The 17,690-nt window shown below is 45.9% G+C and carries 11 protein-coding genes and 1 tRNA gene; 9 read left to right on the top strand and 3 right to left on the bottom strand.

From position 1 onward, the window contains the following. Positions 1–21: 21 nt before the first annotated feature. Complete coding sequence (locus tag LZG74_RS02090) at positions 22–1,689, top strand: NuoM family protein (protein WP_233794992.1); 1,668 nt, start codon at positions 22–24, stop codon at positions 1,687–1,689. Positions 1,690–1,791: 102 nt separating this feature from the next. Here the strand turns inward: LZG74_RS02090 and LZG74_RS02085 are convergent, their stop codons facing one another. Continuing rightward, the gene (locus LZG74_RS02085; protein WP_233794991.1) at positions 1,792–2,202 is read right to left on the bottom strand and encodes a hypothetical protein; all 411 of its coding nucleotides are present in this window, start codon (positions 2,200–2,202) and stop codon (positions 1,792–1,794) included. Positions 2,203–2,422: 220 nt separating this feature from the next. On the opposite strand from LZG74_RS02085, the gene LZG74_RS02080 reads away from it, so the two are divergent. The 8 genes from LZG74_RS02080 to LZG74_RS02045 all read left to right on the top strand — a co-directional run bounded on the left by LZG74_RS02080 (position 2,423) and on the right by LZG74_RS02045 (position 14,668). Continuing rightward, entirely contained in the window at positions 2,423–3,538 is a 1,116-nt protein-coding gene (locus tag LZG74_RS02080) for an acyltransferase family protein (RefSeq protein ID WP_233794990.1), read from the top strand. A gap of 78 nt (positions 3,539–3,616) precedes the next feature. After that, complete coding sequence (locus LZG74_RS02075) at positions 3,617–4,324, top strand: ATP-binding cassette domain-containing protein (RefSeq protein ID WP_233794989.1); 708 nt, start codon at positions 3,617–3,619, stop codon at positions 4,322–4,324. A 189-nt stretch (positions 4,325–4,513) separates the two neighbouring features. Continuing rightward, a complete protein-coding gene (locus LZG74_RS02070; protein ID WP_233794988.1) occupies positions 4,514–7,570 on the top strand; it encodes a glycoside hydrolase family 3 N-terminal domain-containing protein in 3,057 nt (1,018 codons plus the stop codon). Between the two features lie 79 nt (positions 7,571–7,649). Next, positions 7,650–11,804 (top strand): T9SS type A sorting domain-containing protein, encoded by a 4,155-nt coding sequence (locus LZG74_RS02065; RefSeq protein WP_233794987.1) that lies wholly within the window; start codon positions 7,650–7,652, stop codon positions 11,802–11,804. A 116-nt stretch (positions 11,805–11,920) separates the two neighbouring features. Then, entirely contained in the window at positions 11,921–12,337 is a 417-nt protein-coding gene (locus LZG74_RS02060) for a nucleoside deaminase (protein WP_211237755.1), read from the top strand. A 63-nt stretch (positions 12,338–12,400) separates the two neighbouring features. Further along, a complete protein-coding gene (locus tag LZG74_RS02055) occupies positions 12,401–13,003 on the top strand; it encodes a superoxide dismutase (RefSeq protein ID WP_026629244.1) in 603 nt (200 codons plus the stop codon). A gap of 118 nt (positions 13,004–13,121) precedes the next feature. After that, a tRNA-His gene (locus tag LZG74_RS02050) sits at positions 13,122–13,197 on the top strand. A 250-nt stretch (positions 13,198–13,447) separates the two neighbouring features. Beyond that, the gene (locus tag LZG74_RS02045) at positions 13,448–14,668 is read left to right on the top strand and encodes a site-specific integrase (RefSeq protein WP_233794986.1); all 1,221 of its coding nucleotides are present in this window, start codon (positions 13,448–13,450) and stop codon (positions 14,666–14,668) included. Positions 14,669–15,020: 352 nt separating this feature from the next. Here LZG74_RS02045 and LZG74_RS02040 read toward each other — a convergent pair whose 3' ends face one another. Next, positions 15,021–16,037, bottom strand: a complete 1,017-nt coding sequence (locus LZG74_RS02040; RefSeq protein ID WP_233794985.1) for a hypothetical protein — start codon at positions 16,035–16,037, stop codon at positions 15,021–15,023. Positions 16,038–16,555: 518 nt separating this feature from the next. Then, the gene (locus LZG74_RS02035; protein WP_233794984.1) at positions 16,556–17,104 is read right to left on the bottom strand and encodes a hypothetical protein; all 549 of its coding nucleotides are present in this window, start codon (positions 17,102–17,104) and stop codon (positions 16,556–16,558) included. Between the last annotated feature and the right edge of the window lie 586 nt (positions 17,105–17,690).

Genomic DNA, 17,690 nt, shown 5'->3' with positions numbered 1-17,690 from the left:
TGATTTTTAACTTAATGCTGAATGATTGATCATATACTGACATTACTAATTGCCATTCCATTGCTGGGCGCAGCCGCTGTGGCTGTATGGCCGGCCAAAAAACCCGAAAACTTCCGGATCATCGCATCGATTGCGCTGGCTTTGGAAGTCATCATTTCGGTGCTGTTATATATTTCTTTTGACAATCAAAATCCCGGTCACCAGCTCAGCGAAGTTACCGACTGGATCACCTTGCCGATCGGCGCATTGGGTGTGGTTTCGATTGATTATGCGCTTGCCGTGGACGGCATCAGCTTTCCGCTTGTGCTGCTGGCCGTGATCGTGCTTTTTGTAGGGGTGATCAGTTCGTGGAATGTTATTCAAAAATCAAGGGCATATTTTGCATTGTATTTATTACTCACAGGCAGCGTAATCGGCTGTTTTCTGGCGCAGGACTTCTTCCTTTTTTACCTGTTTTTCGAATTCATGCTGCTGCCCATGTATTTTCTCATTGGCTTATGGGGCGGTCCGAGGCGTGAATATGCTGCATTGAAATTCTTTATTTACACATTCTTCGGCTCATTACTCATTCTGATTGTAATGATCGCGCTGTACTTGTCGGTGATCGATCCGCTGGAAACGGCCAGAGTCGTGGGCATTTTAGGCCTGGAAGATCCCATTCATCCCGACCTTATTTTACAGGTGCAGCAATGGCTTATCGACGGCAAAATCGCGCCTGAGCAGCTTGTCCACACTTTCCGGTTCGCCTATCTCGCCGATCCCAACAACTACATTCCCGGCTCACTGCTCAGCACCGCTTCCGAATATCTGATCGGCAACATTCCGTTGCGTCTGCTCGCATTCTGGTTCCTGTTCATTGGATTTGCGGTGAAATTGCCTGTCGTTCCCGTCCACACCTGGCTGCCCGATGCTCACGTGGAAGCGCCAACGCCTATTTCGGTCGTGCTGGCTGGGATTCTTTTGAAAATCGGCGGTTACGGTTTTATCCGGATCGTGGATGGATTCTTCCCGTTCGAGGCACAGTATAGTGCCGTTCCGTTGGCCACATTGGGCATGATTTCCATCATTTACGGTGGATTCAATGCGTTAGGACAAACCGATTTGAAGAAAATGATCGCCTATTCCTCGGTCTCTCACATGGGATTTGTATTGCTCGGCATTGCCGCATTCACGGCCGAAGGCATTAATGGCGCCATTTACCAGATGGTCAGTCACGGCGTTCTTTCCGCGATGCTCTTTATACTTACCGGCGTGGTTTACGACCGCACCCACGACCGCCGCATCGACCATTACCGCGGCCTCATCGCCGTCATGCCGCAATACACCATTATCACCGGCATCGCGTTTTTCGCATCATTGGGGCTTCCCGGGTTCTCAGGTTTTGTAGGAGAACTTTTCACCTTGATGGGCGCCTTCCAGTCCGAAGCATTGCCCGTCTGGATCCCCGCATTATCCACATTAGGCATTGTATTGGCCGCCGCCTATTTCCTTTGGACCTACCAGCGCATGTTCTTCGGCGCATTCTGGTACAAAAACGGCAGCCTCCACGTCCTCTCCGACCTAACAAAAAGGGAAACAGCGATGCTGCTTCCCCTGGTTTTATTGACTATTCTTTTGGGCCTTTTGCCCGGAATCTTGTTCGATATGACCGGTCCTACGGTTGAGGCCTGGCTGGAGGGGTTGCGATAACCAAATCCTTAAAACCATAATATTTTGGGATTCAAATCCCTAAAAACTATAATAATTACGGATTCAAATCCCCAAAAACCATAATAATTAAGGATTTGAGTATTATTTCCCGAAAATCTGATCCAAGCTGAACCTCCCCTTCTTGGCCAAAGCCTGCAATGTTTGCTGTTGCTCGGGGGTGAGGACTTCTATGATTTCTTGTCTTTTTTCTTCGGCTAGGCGTTTGTGATCGCGGCGTTTGGCTTCGTCGTTTCTGGACAGTTTGCGGTCCATGCGGGCGTAGCGGCGGTCGATTTTCTTTAATTGTTTTTGCTGGCGTTTGCTGAGATTGAGCTCTTCGGCGAAGCGGTCGAGGTTCTTTTCGAGGCGACGGTTGTTGAGTTTGCTGTTGGTAACGGGTTCTTCACTGCGGTAATCTTCGTCGTTATCGTTGTTATTTCCGGTGTTGGAAGTGGCACAGCCGGTGAAAAACAGCGTTACGGCCACAAGGCCCAGCATTAATATTTTTTTCATGGGGTGAATGAATGGGTTGAAAATATTGATGCTTATAACGCAAGGCCGGAGCTTTGATATATAATCCTGCACAAGACTTATATGTATTTTCAAATAAATGTAGTTTTGCCCGAAAGTATAAATAGTATTTTTTGCAATCTTTACAGTAAGTACCAGTACATTTTATTCCAAACTATGCCCTTTTTACCAAATTTTATTTCTCCTTACCCTTCTTTATCAAATGAAAGATAGTCCTGCGCCGCAGAGGTTGTTATCCCTGGATACATTGCGTGGTTTTGACATGTTTTGGATCTCAGGAGGCGAAGAAATCTTCGCAGTGCTCGCAAAAGTAACCGGCTGGTCCTGGGCGATTTTTATGGCGCATCAATTCACCCACCCCGACTGGAACGGTTTCCGCGCCTATGACCTGATCTTTCCAACATTTCTTTTCATGGCTGGCGTTTCCGCCCCATTTTCTCTGGGCAGCCGGCTGGAAAAAGGCGTCCCGCCTTCCGAACTGATCAAAAAAGTTGTTCAGCGCGGACTGACACTGGCTTTACTGGGCGTCATTTACAACAATGGTTTATTCCAAACCGAATGGGAAAACATGCGGTACCCAAGCGTCCTGGCGCGGATCGGGCTTGCGGGAATGTTTGCTCAGATCATTTATTTATACACCGAAAAAAGGACGCGCTGGATCTGGTTCGCAGCTATTTTGATCGGTTACTATCTGTTTATGAAATTTTATCCGGTCCCGGGCTGCGGCGCCGGCTTGCTCACTATTGAATGCAATCCGGCCAGCTACATTGATAAAATGATCATTCCGGGACGGTTGCACTTGACGATACACGATCCTGAGGGCCTGGTTTCTACCATTCCCGCCATTGCGACTGGGTTAATGGGGATTTTTGCGGGTGAGCTTTTGCGGACAAGTGAAGAAATTATTTCAAAAAACACGAAAGTCATTTACCTGGTTTTTGCGGGCATTATCAGCCTGCTCGTATGCGTCGTTTGGGATTACTTTTTCCCGATTAACAAGAATCTGTGGACGAGTTCGTTCGTGCTTTGTGCCGGCGGGTTCAGTACATTGCTGCTGGCCTTGTTTTACTGGATCGTGGACGTGCTGAATTACCGTAAATGGACATTGTTCTTTGTCGTCATCGGGATGAATTCGATCGTGATTTACATGGTAGGAAGCTTTATCAACTTCAATTACACAGCCCAGGCACTTTTTGGCGGCATACTCAGTTACTTCCCCCACACCATCGAAGCCGTAGGAGAAGTCATCGCTTATATCATGGTTCAATGGGCATTTATGTATCTTTTGTTCCGGAATAAGCTATTTTTGAAGGTATAGGAATTAATTTTGAATGAGTGAATGACTGAATAAAATCACATTCAGTCATTCACTCATTCACTCATTCAACATTAAAAAATGTCCATCCAAGTCACCAACCTAACCAAACTCTACGGGACGCAGCGTGCGATTGATGGGATATCTTTTAGTTTGAAGAAAGGAGAGATCGTGGGGTTCCTGGGACCGAACGGGGCGGGGAAATCGACGACGATGAAGATATTGACGGGCTACCTGAAAGCTTCGGAAGGATCGGCGAAAGTGTCTGATTATGACGTGTCTGAGGAGCCAATGCCAGCGCGCAGGACAATAGGATATTTGCCAGAGCACAACCCGCTTTACCTTGATATGTATGTGAGCGAGTTCCTGCTATTTTCAGGAAAATTGTATGGCATGAAGTCCGCCGAATTGCGGACGCGGGTAGACGAGGTCATTGCCTTGTGCGGCCTCGAAGCAGAGAAGCGCAAGAAGATCGGGCAGCTTTCCAAAGGTTACCGGCAACGTGTGGGACTTGCGCAGTCATTTTTGCATAATCCATCCGTGCTGATCCTCGACGAACCGACTACGGGCCTGGATCCCAATCAGATACAGGAAATTCGCGAAGTGATCCGTAATGCCGGGAAGGACAAAACGGTGCTTTTTTCAACCCACATTATGCAGGAAGTTGAAGCATTATGTGATCGCGTGATCATTATTAATAAGGGAAAAGTGGTGAGCGACAGCACATTAGATGAGCTTCGAAAAACGGGCGATTCGCTCGAAGAAATTTTCAGGAGCCTGACGCGGTGATGTTTGCTTTGACGTGAAATCGAAAGTCAGAATCCGCACGCATTAAATATTAGAATTGCATTAAAACAACTTTTTTTCGGATTTATTCCGACCGCAATTTGTTATAATTGTAACCTTTGATAAATTCAATTGAGCAGTGCAAAATTCAGGTAACCTAACATTCCCTCTTTAAAATCAGTAGTTCGGAGTATGAAAAATTGGTTGTTAAGCCGGTTTCGTTTAGTTGTAAGTGTGGTCGTTCTGGTCATTTTAACCTCAATGGTTTCCGTTGCCTGGAAGCGCATACGCGTTTTTACAGAACCCGTTACCGCATTGCCGGAAACTGTGAAGCAACCTGCGAAAAAAGCCAGGAAAAGGCTTGACCCGGTGCTCGTTCTGCCTGAAAACGAGTGGGTTGACAGCACATTAAACTCTTTGACGATTGAACAGAAAATCGGCCAGCTTCTCATGGTGGCCACATTCTCGAATCGCGACGAATCACATTATAAATACATTGACAGGCTGATCAGCGACTTCCATATCGGTGGACTGATCTTCTTCCAGGGCGGCCCGGTAGGACAAGCGCAGCTCACAAACCGCTATCAATCGCATTCCAACATTCCGTTATTTATCGGCATCGACGGTGAATGGGGCCTGGGTATGCGCCTCGACAGCACGATTTCTTTTCCAAAACAAATGGTGCTTGGCTCGATCCAGGACGACGCACTCGTTTACAGAATGGGGAGCGACATTGCCCGTCAATGCAGCCGTTTGGGTATACAGATCAACTTTGCGCCCGTTTCGGACATTAACAGCAATCCGGGCAACCCTGTGATCGGCATTCGTTCCTTTGGCGAGGACCGCGATAATGTGACGCGCAAGGCGATCGCTTATATGAAAGGTTTGCAGCATAACAAGATCATTGCCACTGCCAAGCATTTCCCCGGCCACGGCGATACGGATGCGGATTCACATTTTACGTTGCCCGTTCTCACGCATTCCATAGACCAGCTTACCGAAACGGATCTCTATCCTTACCGCGCGATGATCGCCGACAGTCTGATGGGCGTTTTGAATGGTCATTTGTTCATTCCGGCATTGGACAGCACCCCAAATCTGGCCAGCTCACTGTCTGACAAAGTGGTTACCGGTCTTTTGCGCAAGGATCTGGGCTTCCGCGGGTTGGTTTTTACGGACGCCATGAACATGCGAGGCGTTTTGAAAACCGGAAAGGCAGCAGAAGTGAATCTAAAAGCATTGATCGCCGGAAACGACATTCTCCTTTATCCAGAAAGCATTGCCGAAACCGTTGCCAAGATTAAAGACGCCATTGATTCCAAAAGGATCAGCGAAAAGATCATTGATGATAAGGTAAAACGCATTTTGCAGGCCAAATACTGGTCAGGATTGAGCCAGTACAAGCCCATTGACACCAATAATCTTTACGCTGACCTGAACACCGAAAAGAGCAAAGAACTCTATCGCGAACTTTGCGAGGCGTCGGTGACGGTTGTTAAAAATAACAATGATCTGCTGCCGATCGGCTCGGTAATGGATGATAAAATGGCTTCTGTAAGCATCGGGGATGGAAGCAGCGTGGCGTTCCAGAAAATGCTTTCGACTTACAAACCGATGCGTTCCTACACATTCTACGAAGGACCGACTTCACAGGCGCAGATCGCTGAAATGATTGGCTATTTGTCTAATTATAACACAGTAATCGTAGATGTGCACGGCATAACGTCTAATCCCAAAAGCAATTACGGCGTTACGACGGGGATGGTGGATTTTGTAAATCAATTGAAATTACAAAACAAAAAAGTGATCCTGTGCTTGTTCGGCACGCCTTACAGCATTCAGTTTTTCCCTGAAACCGATGCGCTGATCTGCGCAAGCCAGGATGGGAAGGATCAGCAGGAAATTGTGCCGCAAATCATTTTCGGCGCCTTAAAATCACAAGGCCGCCTTCCTGTTTCTGTACTTTCATACAAAGCGGGAAGCGGCGTTACCACGACTACCATCAACCGGATCGCCTTCGGAACGCCTGAAAGCGTGGGTATGGACGGCAGTTCGCTGAAACGGATCGATGAGCTGGCAACAGCGGCCGTGAATGACCATGTTTTTCCGGGGTGTGAGGTTTTGGTGTCAAGAAAAGGAAAGATCATTTATGACAAACAATTCGGCGCCCTAAGTTACCGCACACCAGACCGTGTGACTTCGGAGACCATTTACGACCTTGCCTCACTGACCAAAGTGTCGGCCACATTGCAGGCTGTTATGCTGCTTTACGACCGCAAACAAATCGATCTGGACCAAAAAGCATCCACTTATTTGCCTGAATTGATGGGCACCAACAAGCAGAATTTCACGGTCAGGGATTTGCTTTTGCACAGATCGGGCCTGGTTTCGTTTTATCCGCCGCTTTGGGACAGGACCAAAACCAGTGCAGGCGGCCTGCTTCCCGAATATTATAGTTCCAAAGCGGACACATCCTATTATCTGCAAGTTGCCCCAAAGCTTTTTGCCAAAGGCGCAATGCGTGATTCGGTTTGGAAATGGGTGGTGGAATCGCCGATGAACAATCGCAAAGACAGGTCGGGAAGTTACGGTTATCTGTACAGCGATCTTGGCTTCCTTACATTGCAGAAGATCGTTGAAAAAGTGACCGGTCAGCCGCTCGACATTTTTGTTTCGGCCAACATTTATGAACCGTTGGGCCTGGCTTATCTGGGTTTCAATCCGCTGCGCCGTTTTTCTGAAAAACAAATTGCGCCTACCGAGCAGGATTACCGTTTTCGTAACCAGCTTTTGCAGGGAACTGTGCACGACCAGATGTCGGCCATTGTGGGCGGCGTTGCGGGACATGCGGGACTTTTCGGCACGGCGCGCGACCTTGCTATTTTGTTCCAGATGAACCTTTGGAAAGGAAATTATGCGGGACGCAGATATTTCGAGAATGCGACCGTTCCGCTCTTTTCGAGGGTTTATGACGAATCCCACCACCGCGGCCTGGGCTGGGACAAAGCACCGAATGATGGAAACAGTTCTTACGTATCTCCACAGGCGTCTGTGAATTCATTCGGTCATACGGGCTTTACGGGAACTATGGTCTGGATCGATCCGGAAGAAGATCTGGTATTTATTTTTCTTTCCAACCGCGTGAATCCGGACCCTGAAAACACAGCTATTACTACGCAGCGCACGCGTCGGAAAATCCAAGATGTAGTCTATAGTTCACTTATTGAAAGGAAAAGCGAGCTTCCTTAATCGAGTCGAAAGTGTATTTGAAAAATATCTCTAACTTTACCAGACAAACAGGTTAGCGGAAAGATATTAAGACAGATACATGAACAGAACATTTATTAAAAAGAGTATTTTTACAATTCTGGCTGCGGTTTTATGCGTAGCAAATTCATTTGGCCAGACAATCAAAACGGATGCTGTAGACCCAGTTGAGGTCTGTGCCGGCGGAAGCGTTTCGGTCAAGTTTACTGCAAAAGACATTCTTTTAGCTCCGACAAATTACACCGCTCAATTATCTGACGCTTCCGGCTCGTTTGCCGCGCCCACAGATCTGGGCTCGTCCGCTACTTCCCCGATTTCGGTAACCATTCCAAACGGAACCGCTAGTGGTGACGGATATAAAATACGCGTCATAGGTTTCGTATCACTGGTGCCAGCCATAGCAACTTCTGAAAGCGCTTCAATCAAAATAAATGCGATTCCGGCAAAGCCAACCGTAACATCACCCGTGGCTTACGAAGTGGGCGACAAATCCGTAGCATTAATCGCAACCGGCACAGGCCTGAAATGGTACGACACCGTAACCAGCGCCGCCGGATCAGCAACCATCCCCGTCCCCGATACCAAAGCCGAAGGAACCCAAAACTATTTCGTAAGCCAAACCGTAAGCGGCTGCGAAAGCGACCGGGCCCAAATCGTTGTTAATGTTACAAAAACGGCATGTACACCGCCTGCTAAGCCAGTTGTGACCGATAGAAATTTCACTATCGGAGATCCGGAAGAAGCGCTCACCGCCACTGGAACTGGTCTGAAATGGTATGCCGCGGCAACAGGCGGTTCACCTTTGGCTTCTGCCCCAAAACCTTCTACCGCCACAGCCGGAAAAACCAGTTATTTCGTAAGTCAAACTTTCAACGAATGCGAAAGTGAGCGTGCCGAAATTGTAGTTACGGTAAGTGCTTGTACGCCACCAGCGAAGCCAGGAGTTGCTAATAAATCATACACAATAGGCGATCCTGAGGAGGTTTTGACTGCAACAGGAACCGCTTTAAAATGGTATACAGCCGCATCTGGCGGTTCACCATTGGCTTCCGCACCGAAACCATCTACCAAAACTGCCGGAACAACAAGTTATTTCGTAAGTCAAACTGTTGGTGGCTGCGAAAGTGAAAGAGCCGAGATTGTTGTGACAGTAAGTGCTTGTACGCCACCTACAAAGCCAGGAGTTGCTAACAAAACATACACAATTGGCGATCCGGAGGAAGTTTTGACTGCAACAGGAACGGCTTTGAAATGGTATACAGCTGCATCAGGCGGTTCACCATTGGCTTCCGCACCGAAACCATCTACTAAAACTGCCGGAACAACGAGTTATTTCGTAAGTCAAACTGTTGGCGGCTGCGAAAGTGAGAGAGCCGAGATTGTTGTGACAGTAAGTGCTTGCACACCACCAGCGAAGCCAGCAGTTGCTAACAAAACATACACGATTGGCGATCCGGAGGAAGTTTTGACTGCAACAGGAACCGCTTTAAAATGGTATACAGCCGCATCTAGCGGTTCACCACTGGCTTCCGCTCCAAAACCATCTACCAAAACAGCCGGAAAAACAAGCTACTTTGTAAGTCAGACTGTTGGCGGCTGCGAAAGTGAACGCGCCGAGATTGTCGTAACCGTAAGTGCTTGTACACCACCTCCAAAGCCAGTAGTTTTAGATAAAACTTACACAGTTGGAGACCCCGAAGAAGTACTCACTGCAACAGGAACGAACTTAAAGTGGTACGCACTTGCTAACGGTGGATCCCCATTAGCTTCGGCCCCTAAGCCCTCGACCGCTACTGTTGGAACAAGCGTTTATTTTGTTACTCAGACAGTTGGTGGATGCGAAAGCGAAAGAGCCAGCATCACAGTTATCGTAAAAGCATGTTCTCCTCCTGCTAAGCCGACAGTATCCGCAATTGACCCGGTTTGTATGAACACCACAGTTCCATCATCCCTATTATCAAGCGCTGTTGCTCAGAAAACGGGTTTAAAATGGTATGAAAGTGCAACGGGTGGCGTTGGTTCAACGACCGTTCCTACGCCGACAACTTCAACTGCCGGAACCAAGACATATTATGTTACACAAACTGTTAAAACTTGTGAAAGTGAAAGGGCAGCTGTAAGTTTTGAGGTTAGGGCTCTACCAAACAAACCAACTGTTGAAACCGTTGAATACTGCAAAGACGTAACGACCGCAGTAGCATTGACGGCCACAGGCACTGGCGTAATAAAATGGTATGCTGCTGAAACAGGCGGGAATCCATTGGCAGCGGCTCCAAAACCATCGACTACCACGGTGGGAACAGTTTCTTACTTCGTAAGCCAGACCGTTGCAAGTGCAGGCCTTTCGTGCGAAAGTCCCCGTGCAGAACTGAAAGTTGTTACCAATGCGCTGCCAGCTGCTTTGCCGACCATTTCAGTAGCGGTATGCCAGGAGCGTTCAGACAAAACCTATACGCTTGAACCGCAACCATCCAACGGAAATACAGTGAATTGGTATACTGCCCTGACGGGTGGAACTGCTTCTAAAACGGCTCCTTCTGTAAACCTTAAAAATGCCGGCGAAACGACATTTTATGCCACTCAGGTTTCAGCAAAAGGTTGTGAAAGTCCATCACCAAGAATTGCCCAGAAAATCCGCGTAAAACCACTTCCAGGCCTACCAACAATCGCCAACCAAACCGTTGAAATCTGCCAGTTTGTTGTCGCGCAGCCGCTAACTGCTACGCCTGTAAAAGATGGAATTTTGAAATGGTACGGAACCAATGCAACAGGCGGCGACGCCAGCGATGCGGCTCCGATCCCTTCTACGGCAGAAGGCGGTACAACCTCTTATTTTGTTGGCCAATCCCTGGAAGGCTGCATCAGCGACCGTGCGAAAATTGATGTGAAAATCAATACAACACCAAAACCACAAACTACCACGCAACTGGCTTACTGCCAGAATGAAGTGGCTCCAAGACTGGATGCAACGGGCTCCATCCTGAAATGGTATCGCAATTCAAATGATACTGATTTTCAAGGCGTTCCGTTTACGCCGTTTACAGAAAAAGTACAGGATTATTCTTTCTATGTAACACAAACCGGCACAAACGGCTGCGAAAGCCCGAAAGAAGAGATCAAGATTCATATCAAAGCATTGCCATCGGCAACGATCTCCGGCAACACTACAATTGATCTGGGACAAACCGCTACGATCAGGGTCAAATTTACAGGCGATGGCCCATGGATGTATGCACTTTCAGACGGCAAAACCGACACAACTGATCAGATTAACCACGAGATTATGGTTAAGCCGGTCACGACTACGACTTATTTGCTAACCGAAGTTGCCAACGCTTGTGGTAAAGGTTTACCAATTGGCAGCGCATTGGTAACGGTAAAAGTCCCTACCATTAATTCAGGGAATCCGTCGGTGGCAGAAGCTTGTGCAGGAAAAACGTTCAGTGTTCCATTCCAGCAGTCAGGCGATTTCCCTTCCGAAAACACGTTTAAAGTACAGATCGCTACGGAGAATACAGATGCCAAATTTATCAGCATTCCATCCGTTGCCTCGTCCAATATTATCACTGCCACATTCCCGGATACGACGCTGGCAGGAAGCTATTACGTTCGCGTAGTGAGCTCTGGCAAAAACCCCGACTTTACCGTTAAAGGCAGCGTAAGCGCGATCACCATTACGGCAAGTCCGCTCCCGGTTGCTACAATTACCGGCACCCAAACGATCCTGATGGGCGATAAAGCGGATATGAAAATTGAAACCACAGGAAAAGCACCGTGGACGTTTACATTAAGCAATGGCACAAAAGACTCGCTGATCACTGCATCCGTGACTCCCTATACATTCAAACTAGCGCCAAAAGCTACGACCATTTATACTATTTCGAAGGTGACCAATGGCTGTGGAACCGGCAAAGGGGCTGGCAGCGCAAGAGTCCAGGTTGACCCGATCCTGGGCGTTGAGCCGCCTGCATCTGCTGATTGGGTGAAGGTTTATCCAACGCTTGTGACAACACAATGCACCGTGGAAATTGACGGCATTATTGCGCCAAGAGAAGCCCGCGCAGAGGTTATTGACCTTACCGGCCGCTCCCGCGCAGTGAAAAACATCAACCAGAAAGTAACAGACGTAGACTTCTCCTCCTACCCTTCCGGACTTTACCTGCTGAGGGTTACGAACGGAAACAAGAGCACCGTTTGGCGCGTTATGAAGCCATAATTAGGACACAAGAAGCTACAAACGGGACATTTATTGCTTGGCAATGAATGTCCCGTTTTCATTCATAAACGAACCATACATTGAATATTCAGGCAGACATTCTTGACAATTACTTCATGACTGAAGCCATGCGGCAAGCTGAAAAAGCGTACGAAGAAGGTGAAATTCCCGTCGGCGCGGTCGTTGTGATTGGCGAGCGGATTATTGGGAAGGGTTATAATCAAACTGAAAAATTACATGACGTAACTGCTCACGCAGAGATGATTGCGATCACCGCCGCGTCAGATAATCTGGGATCTAAATATCTTCAGGATTGTACATTGTACGTAACACTCGAACCTTGTGTCATGTGCGCGGGCGCGCTCTATTGGACGCAAATGAACCGCGTGGTGTTTGGTGCTGCTGATGAAAAGCGTGGATTTTCGAGGCTCGGTAAGGCAATTTTACACCCCAAAACGACGCTCACAACCGGAATTTTGGCAACCGAATCGCAGGAACTGCTGCTCAAATTTTTTAAGAGATTAAGAACATAAAGCCTTTTTCTGCTGTTAGCCTAGTGATACAGCATATTTTTTAAACATTAAACTACACTGAAAATGGCGTTTACACTAGATCCCTTACCTTACGCAAACAATGCATTGGAACCACATTTCGACGCATTGACCATGGAGATACATCACGACCGTCACCATCAGGCATATGTTACCAATTTGAATGCAGCGGTAGCAGGCACTGAGCTGGAAGGCAAAAGCATAGAAGAAATCGTTGCAAACATCAGTAAAGCACCGGCACCCGTTCGTAACAATGGCGGTGGTCACTGGAACCACGCATTTTTCTGGAAATCCCTTTCTCCAAACGGAGGCGGCGAACCAACAGGCGAACTGGGCAAAGCGATTACAGCGAAATTCGGATCATTCCAGGCTTTCAAAGACGAATTCAAAAAAGCAGCCACAGGCCGTTTCGGTTCAGGCTGGGCATGGTTGATTAAATCCGGCGACGGCGTAGCCATCACTTCTACCCCAAACCAGGACAACCCGTTGATGGACATTGCGGAAGCAAAAGGAACGCCGATCATCGGTTTGGACGTGTGGGAACACGCATATTACCTGAAATATCAAAACAAGCGCCCGGATTACATCGACGCATATTGGAACGTAGTGGACTGGAAAGCTGCTGACGCTCTTTACGTTGGCGCGTAATCAGGGTTGAAAATATAGATTTAGGTTTGAAGGTTGAAAAAAAAGTGCACCATTCGCCTTGCAACCTTCAAACCTTTTCCTAATTTTGTGTCCTCGAAAGGGGTTTTCCCCTCAGAACGGAGGTTGTAGCTCAGTCGGTTAGAGCGCTAGATTGTGGTTCTAGAGGTCGCGGGTTCGAGACCCGTCTCCCTCCCTTGAAATAAGTTCAAAGTCAAACAAAATGCCTGTAAATCAATGATTTGCGGGCATTTTTGTTTTTCAGATCATATCAAAAAATGCAAAAATTCCCATGTTTCCAGTGAGTCTTTCGTGTAGTTCACTCACTTTGAGAAAAAGACTCACTGGAAACGGCATAACAAATTGATAACAAGATGTTTACGGCGTAAACATCTTGATTGGCAAGCGTGGTAATTCGATATTTAACCACTTTTAAATGCTTGTGTTATGTTGGAGAAAACATTTGGCCTGCTTTTCTATTTAAAGCCCGCCAGAAATCAAAAAGGAACAGTTCGCTACATCTATCTGCGAATCACAGTCGACGGCAAGGTCGCCGAGCTATCCACCAAGAAGTTATGGAATACTGAAAGGTGGAATTCCTCAGTTGGACGTCCCGCCGGAAACAAGGAAGACGCCAAGACGCTTAATGCGTATTTGGACATGCTCACGTCAAAAGTTTACCAGGCCAAGAAAATTCTTACCGAAGATGACAAAGAAATTTCTGCGGAAGGATTGAAAAACATATTGCTCGGTAAGAGCAATGAAACCCGTACAATCCTTGAAGTCTTTTCGCACCATAATGAGCAGATGGAAGCTCTGGTCGGACAAGAGTTCGCGCCGCTGACTTTGAAGCGCTACAAGACCGCTAAGGAGCACACTGCCTCCTTCATCAAATGGAAGTACAAGAAGGATGACATGGCTATCAAAGACCTGAATTTTGAATTTATCACGGAGTTCAACTTTTGGCTGCGAAGTGCGCGAGGCTGCAACCATAACTCTGCGATTAAATACATGAGTAACCTCAAAAAGGTTGTGCTGATCTGCGTCAATAATAAGTGGTTGAAGAAAGATCCGTTTCAAGGATTCAAGCTGACGAAGAAAGAGGTTGTCAAAAACCCTTTATCTCGGGACGAACTAAAAAGACTCACTGAAAAAGTATTTGATGTTGAAAGAATAAGTCAGGTGCGGGATATCTTTTTATTCTGCTGCTATACTGGCCTTGCATACGTGGATGTGAAGCAATTGAAGACGACGGACATTGTCATCGGTATGGACGGCGAGCCATGGATTGATACCACTCGCCAGAAAACTGATGCGCCTACACGTATTCCGCTGCTGGATACGGCCCTGGAAATTATTGAGAAGTATAAGGATCATCCGCAGTGCTGCGCTGCTGGTGTTGTGCTGCCGGTTCTGAGTAATCAGAAGATGAATGCTTACTTGAAGGAGATTGCTAACCTGTGCGGGATTTCTAAGACGCTAACTTTTCATATTGCGCGGCATACATTCGCTACTACGGTGACGCTGAGTAATAAGGTGCCGATTGAGACGGTTTCGAAGATGCTTGGGCATCGGTCTTTGAAGCAGACTATGATTTATGCTAAAATACTGGATGTGAAGATTAGTGAGGATATGAAGGGTTTGCGGGAGAGGTTGAAGGGGTTGTAGAGTGGGGGCGAAACGTCAAGTTGGCAAGCCTGGCGTTTCGCTCACTAAAACTACAGTCTAGTTAACATATCATTTGTTGCTTGATAATGTCGCGCAAATGACGTGGGAATGTCGTCTAGAAGTTAATATATAAATCCTGTTTTAGACTACCGTGCAAAAAAGATGAGCAGCTATGCAAATAGGAGAAAGATAAGAAAATACAGGATTAGGCAGGACTTACCCGGGGTTAAACTTATTCCCTGAATACGCCCACGTTGCTTCACAAGATGCGTCATCTTCATATGGAACAAAGGTCCCATTTCTCAATAAGGAAAATCATCGATTCATAATGGTAAGCTTCAATATCCAGCAATCAAAGTGGTATCCATTCAGAGTATTCCAAAGGAATTCGTCCACTTGATTTTAAGTAGTTAACCCAACTGAACTCTTTACGCATACCTACTCTGAACTTCTTGTAAGTAGGGTCAATTGTGAGGGAAAATGCTGACGCGCGACCAACAGAAGCTTTCTTTTCAACATAAATACTATGTCCTGCTAATGGTATTGTGGAATCATTATATTTTACTGCAAAAAACTCACGTCTTTGTGTCCCACTGTATCGAAAATCTTTAAAAGTAAATTCACTATTTACATTCTCTTCCGTCTCGACAATAAGTGCCATCTTAAACTGGAAGGAAGTGACTTCTGAGTTCTTAATTAACTTAACTTGAAAATCCGAGTTACTTGCATATACTGACGGGATAGCAAAAAATTTCACTACCCGGTCACCGGGAGGAATTATTGTCTCATTAGCCATATTAAACCGTTGTAGGTTTTTCATTTTCTCCACAAACTGAGATGTCGCATATATCTTTTCGTAATATTCGCTTTTAAGCGGGCTAATCTGATTATATCCGATTACAACTAATATGCTATCTAAGCTTATTTTTTGGATCTTGTTACTGTTATTTTCCAGTGAGATCATAAAAACATTTAGATATCGGTCTTCAATTTTATATGGATTATATGCACTTGAGTATTTTGTTTTGGAATGCGAGACTTCTTCACCACTAGACCCTACTCCGTCTCCAAAGCTTGCTCGCCTTTTGAGAGCTTTCACTATGTCGCTTGGTAATTCACCACTTTTGGCAAGAGCATCTAAATGCCTATACGCATTCGAAAGGCTCAATTTTCCTTTATTTTTTCCATTATCTTCAGATAATGGGTCAACCATGACCGTACTGTAACTGGATGTTTCGCGACTGTAACTACCGTCTGTGTTAGTTGCAGCTGTGCTGATTGAGTCCATCATCCTGGCATCTAGGGGAGAAAGTTGAATAGTCATGCCATTATCTAATTTTTTAGCTAGGACAGATGGGGTGAATTTCATCGTCTCAATTCGACTTTGAAACACCTTTGTCGTCTGTTGAGGTTGTCTAGCACAGCCGATAGCCAAAAGAAACGTCGCAGCAAAGTAGAGGGATAGGCGAAACGAAATGTAAAAAGTATGCATAAATAACTCTGGGTCAAGAAAAAATGGTGATGGGAAAACTCAATTTTTAAAAGTCGTGAAAATAGATAGAATTTGCTTAAGAGTGATCTAAACCAGCAATTCTAATGACGGTTTTCCAGTAAAACCTGTGTTATCTCTCATTATCAGCGAATCTAACACCGTATGCTCGGAGCATAACTTCGCTGCCTCAACCACCAAGCTCTAACTAAAAAGATGTCACCTCCATGCATAAGACTCAACATAAGGTCTGTTTGATAACAAAATTATTTTGTGAACAAACCAAAATAATAAGCTTGCGACATATTTGGCATTTTTCAATAATTGGCAGCCGCCTGTGCTAAAGGGTTTGAAATATGGCAGATGCATTAAGTTTATAAACCAGGCATCCGTGAGCATTATTGGCAAAGACTTCTGTCAACATACGTCTTATTCCCATTACTATTTATATAATAACACCCACCACGTGGTCCAGTTATGTAGGATGTTCGAGGAGCGCGGTACGACCTTCTGACTACTGGTACAGCCTCTGACTCACGTTCAGGCAACACATAGTTATCAAGGGAATATTGAGGTGTTGCCATTTTCAAGTCAGCGACTTGATTAGCAAGTATTTCAACCAGCTTTTGTGATTGTTGCATTGCGACCTGTGCGCTTTCCTTTTCCTGGGTCCGTTCTTTTAATTCCATCTCCTTAGAACGCAATTCAATCCGAAGATTCTCTAGGGATTTGTTGGACTCGAGTCTATATTCTTCTCTTTTATTATCAGCTGCAATCTTACCTTCTTCCAATGAGCTTTTCAACTTGGAATTCTCATCCTTCAGCTGTTGAATTTCAACCATCTGCTGACGTACTATCGTTTTTAAGTATTTCCTGGTATAATCAAGTGTTTGAGAGTAACTATTTAAGCTAACGAGTAGAAATAATGCAGCAAAAAATGCTTTCATAAAGAGAAATAGTTAAGTACAATTTGGCAAAATTACTAGGGTTATTCGTAATAGGCGTAACCGATTAATCATTTCTTTTCAATTTGCGGATTGCCTGAATTACCTGATTAATAAGTTTGAAGCTTAGGGTCCTAGTAACTATGTTTCGTATACACAATTAGGGTGTCGAATTCATACATTTAACCATTGAAGACCTCCGTGAAGTGAATTTGAAGGAGTAAAAACGTCTTTAACCAAACGACAAATCGTTGAGTTGCTCCGCACAAAAATTAGCTTGGAACGACAAATCTTGGCTGCAATTCGGAATTCGCGTTATCAAGGCGCTGAAACTGTTACTATCAAAGAAGCAATTCAATGACGCCAAAACAAACCGAACGGCTCCAATTAAAAATTGTAAACATCAAAAAAGCCCTGGTTGATGAAGCAATAAAGTATCGCGATTCCACTGCAACATGGCTTTGTTACTGAAACGAGGATAAAATAGGGCATGAATGACCCTAACGCATACGCCCCTCGTCCGAAAACTTTTAGCATCGTCGTTATCAAGATTTCCTGCAAAATCAGAATTGCAAAAAGGAAGATTGCG

This window comes from Dyadobacter sp. CY327, assembly GCF_021390415.1.
Taxonomy (GTDB): domain Bacteria; phylum Bacteroidota; class Bacteroidia; order Cytophagales; family Spirosomataceae; genus Dyadobacter; species Dyadobacter chenhuakuii.
This window is presented reverse-complemented; position numbering and strand designations above follow the sequence as displayed.

What these genes read in the sequence shown, in the direction of transcription:
- LZG74_RS02090 (WP_233794992.1), top strand. Translation starts at nt 22, where the DNA reads ATGATTGATCATATACTGACATTACTAATTGCCATTCCATTGCTGGGC.
- LZG74_RS02085 (WP_233794991.1), bottom strand. Translation starts at nt 2,202, where the DNA reads ATGAAAAAAATATTAATGCTGGGCCTTGTGGCCGTAACGCTGTTTTTC.
- LZG74_RS02080 (WP_233794990.1), top strand. Translation starts at nt 2,423, where the DNA reads ATGAAAGATAGTCCTGCGCCGCAGAGGTTGTTATCCCTGGATACATTG.
- LZG74_RS02075 (WP_233794989.1), top strand. Translation starts at nt 3,617, where the DNA reads ATGTCCATCCAAGTCACCAACCTAACCAAACTCTACGGGACGCAGCGT.
- LZG74_RS02070 (WP_233794988.1), top strand. Translation starts at nt 4,514, where the DNA reads ATGAAAAATTGGTTGTTAAGCCGGTTTCGTTTAGTTGTAAGTGTGGTC.
- LZG74_RS02065 (WP_233794987.1), top strand. Translation starts at nt 7,650, where the DNA reads ATGAACAGAACATTTATTAAAAAGAGTATTTTTACAATTCTGGCTGCG.
- LZG74_RS02060 (WP_211237755.1), top strand. Translation starts at nt 11,921, where the DNA reads ATGACTGAAGCCATGCGGCAAGCTGAAAAAGCGTACGAAGAAGGTGAA.
- LZG74_RS02055 (WP_026629244.1), top strand. Translation starts at nt 12,401, where the DNA reads ATGGCGTTTACACTAGATCCCTTACCTTACGCAAACAATGCATTGGAA.
- LZG74_RS02045 (WP_233794986.1), top strand. Translation starts at nt 13,448, where the DNA reads ATGTTGGAGAAAACATTTGGCCTGCTTTTCTATTTAAAGCCCGCCAGA.
- LZG74_RS02040 (WP_233794985.1), bottom strand. Translation starts at nt 16,037, where the DNA reads ATGAAATTCACCCCATCTGTCCTAGCTAAAAAATTAGATAATGGCATG.
- LZG74_RS02035 (WP_233794984.1), bottom strand. Translation starts at nt 17,104, where the DNA reads ATGAAAGCATTTTTTGCTGCATTATTTCTACTCGTTAGCTTAAATAGT.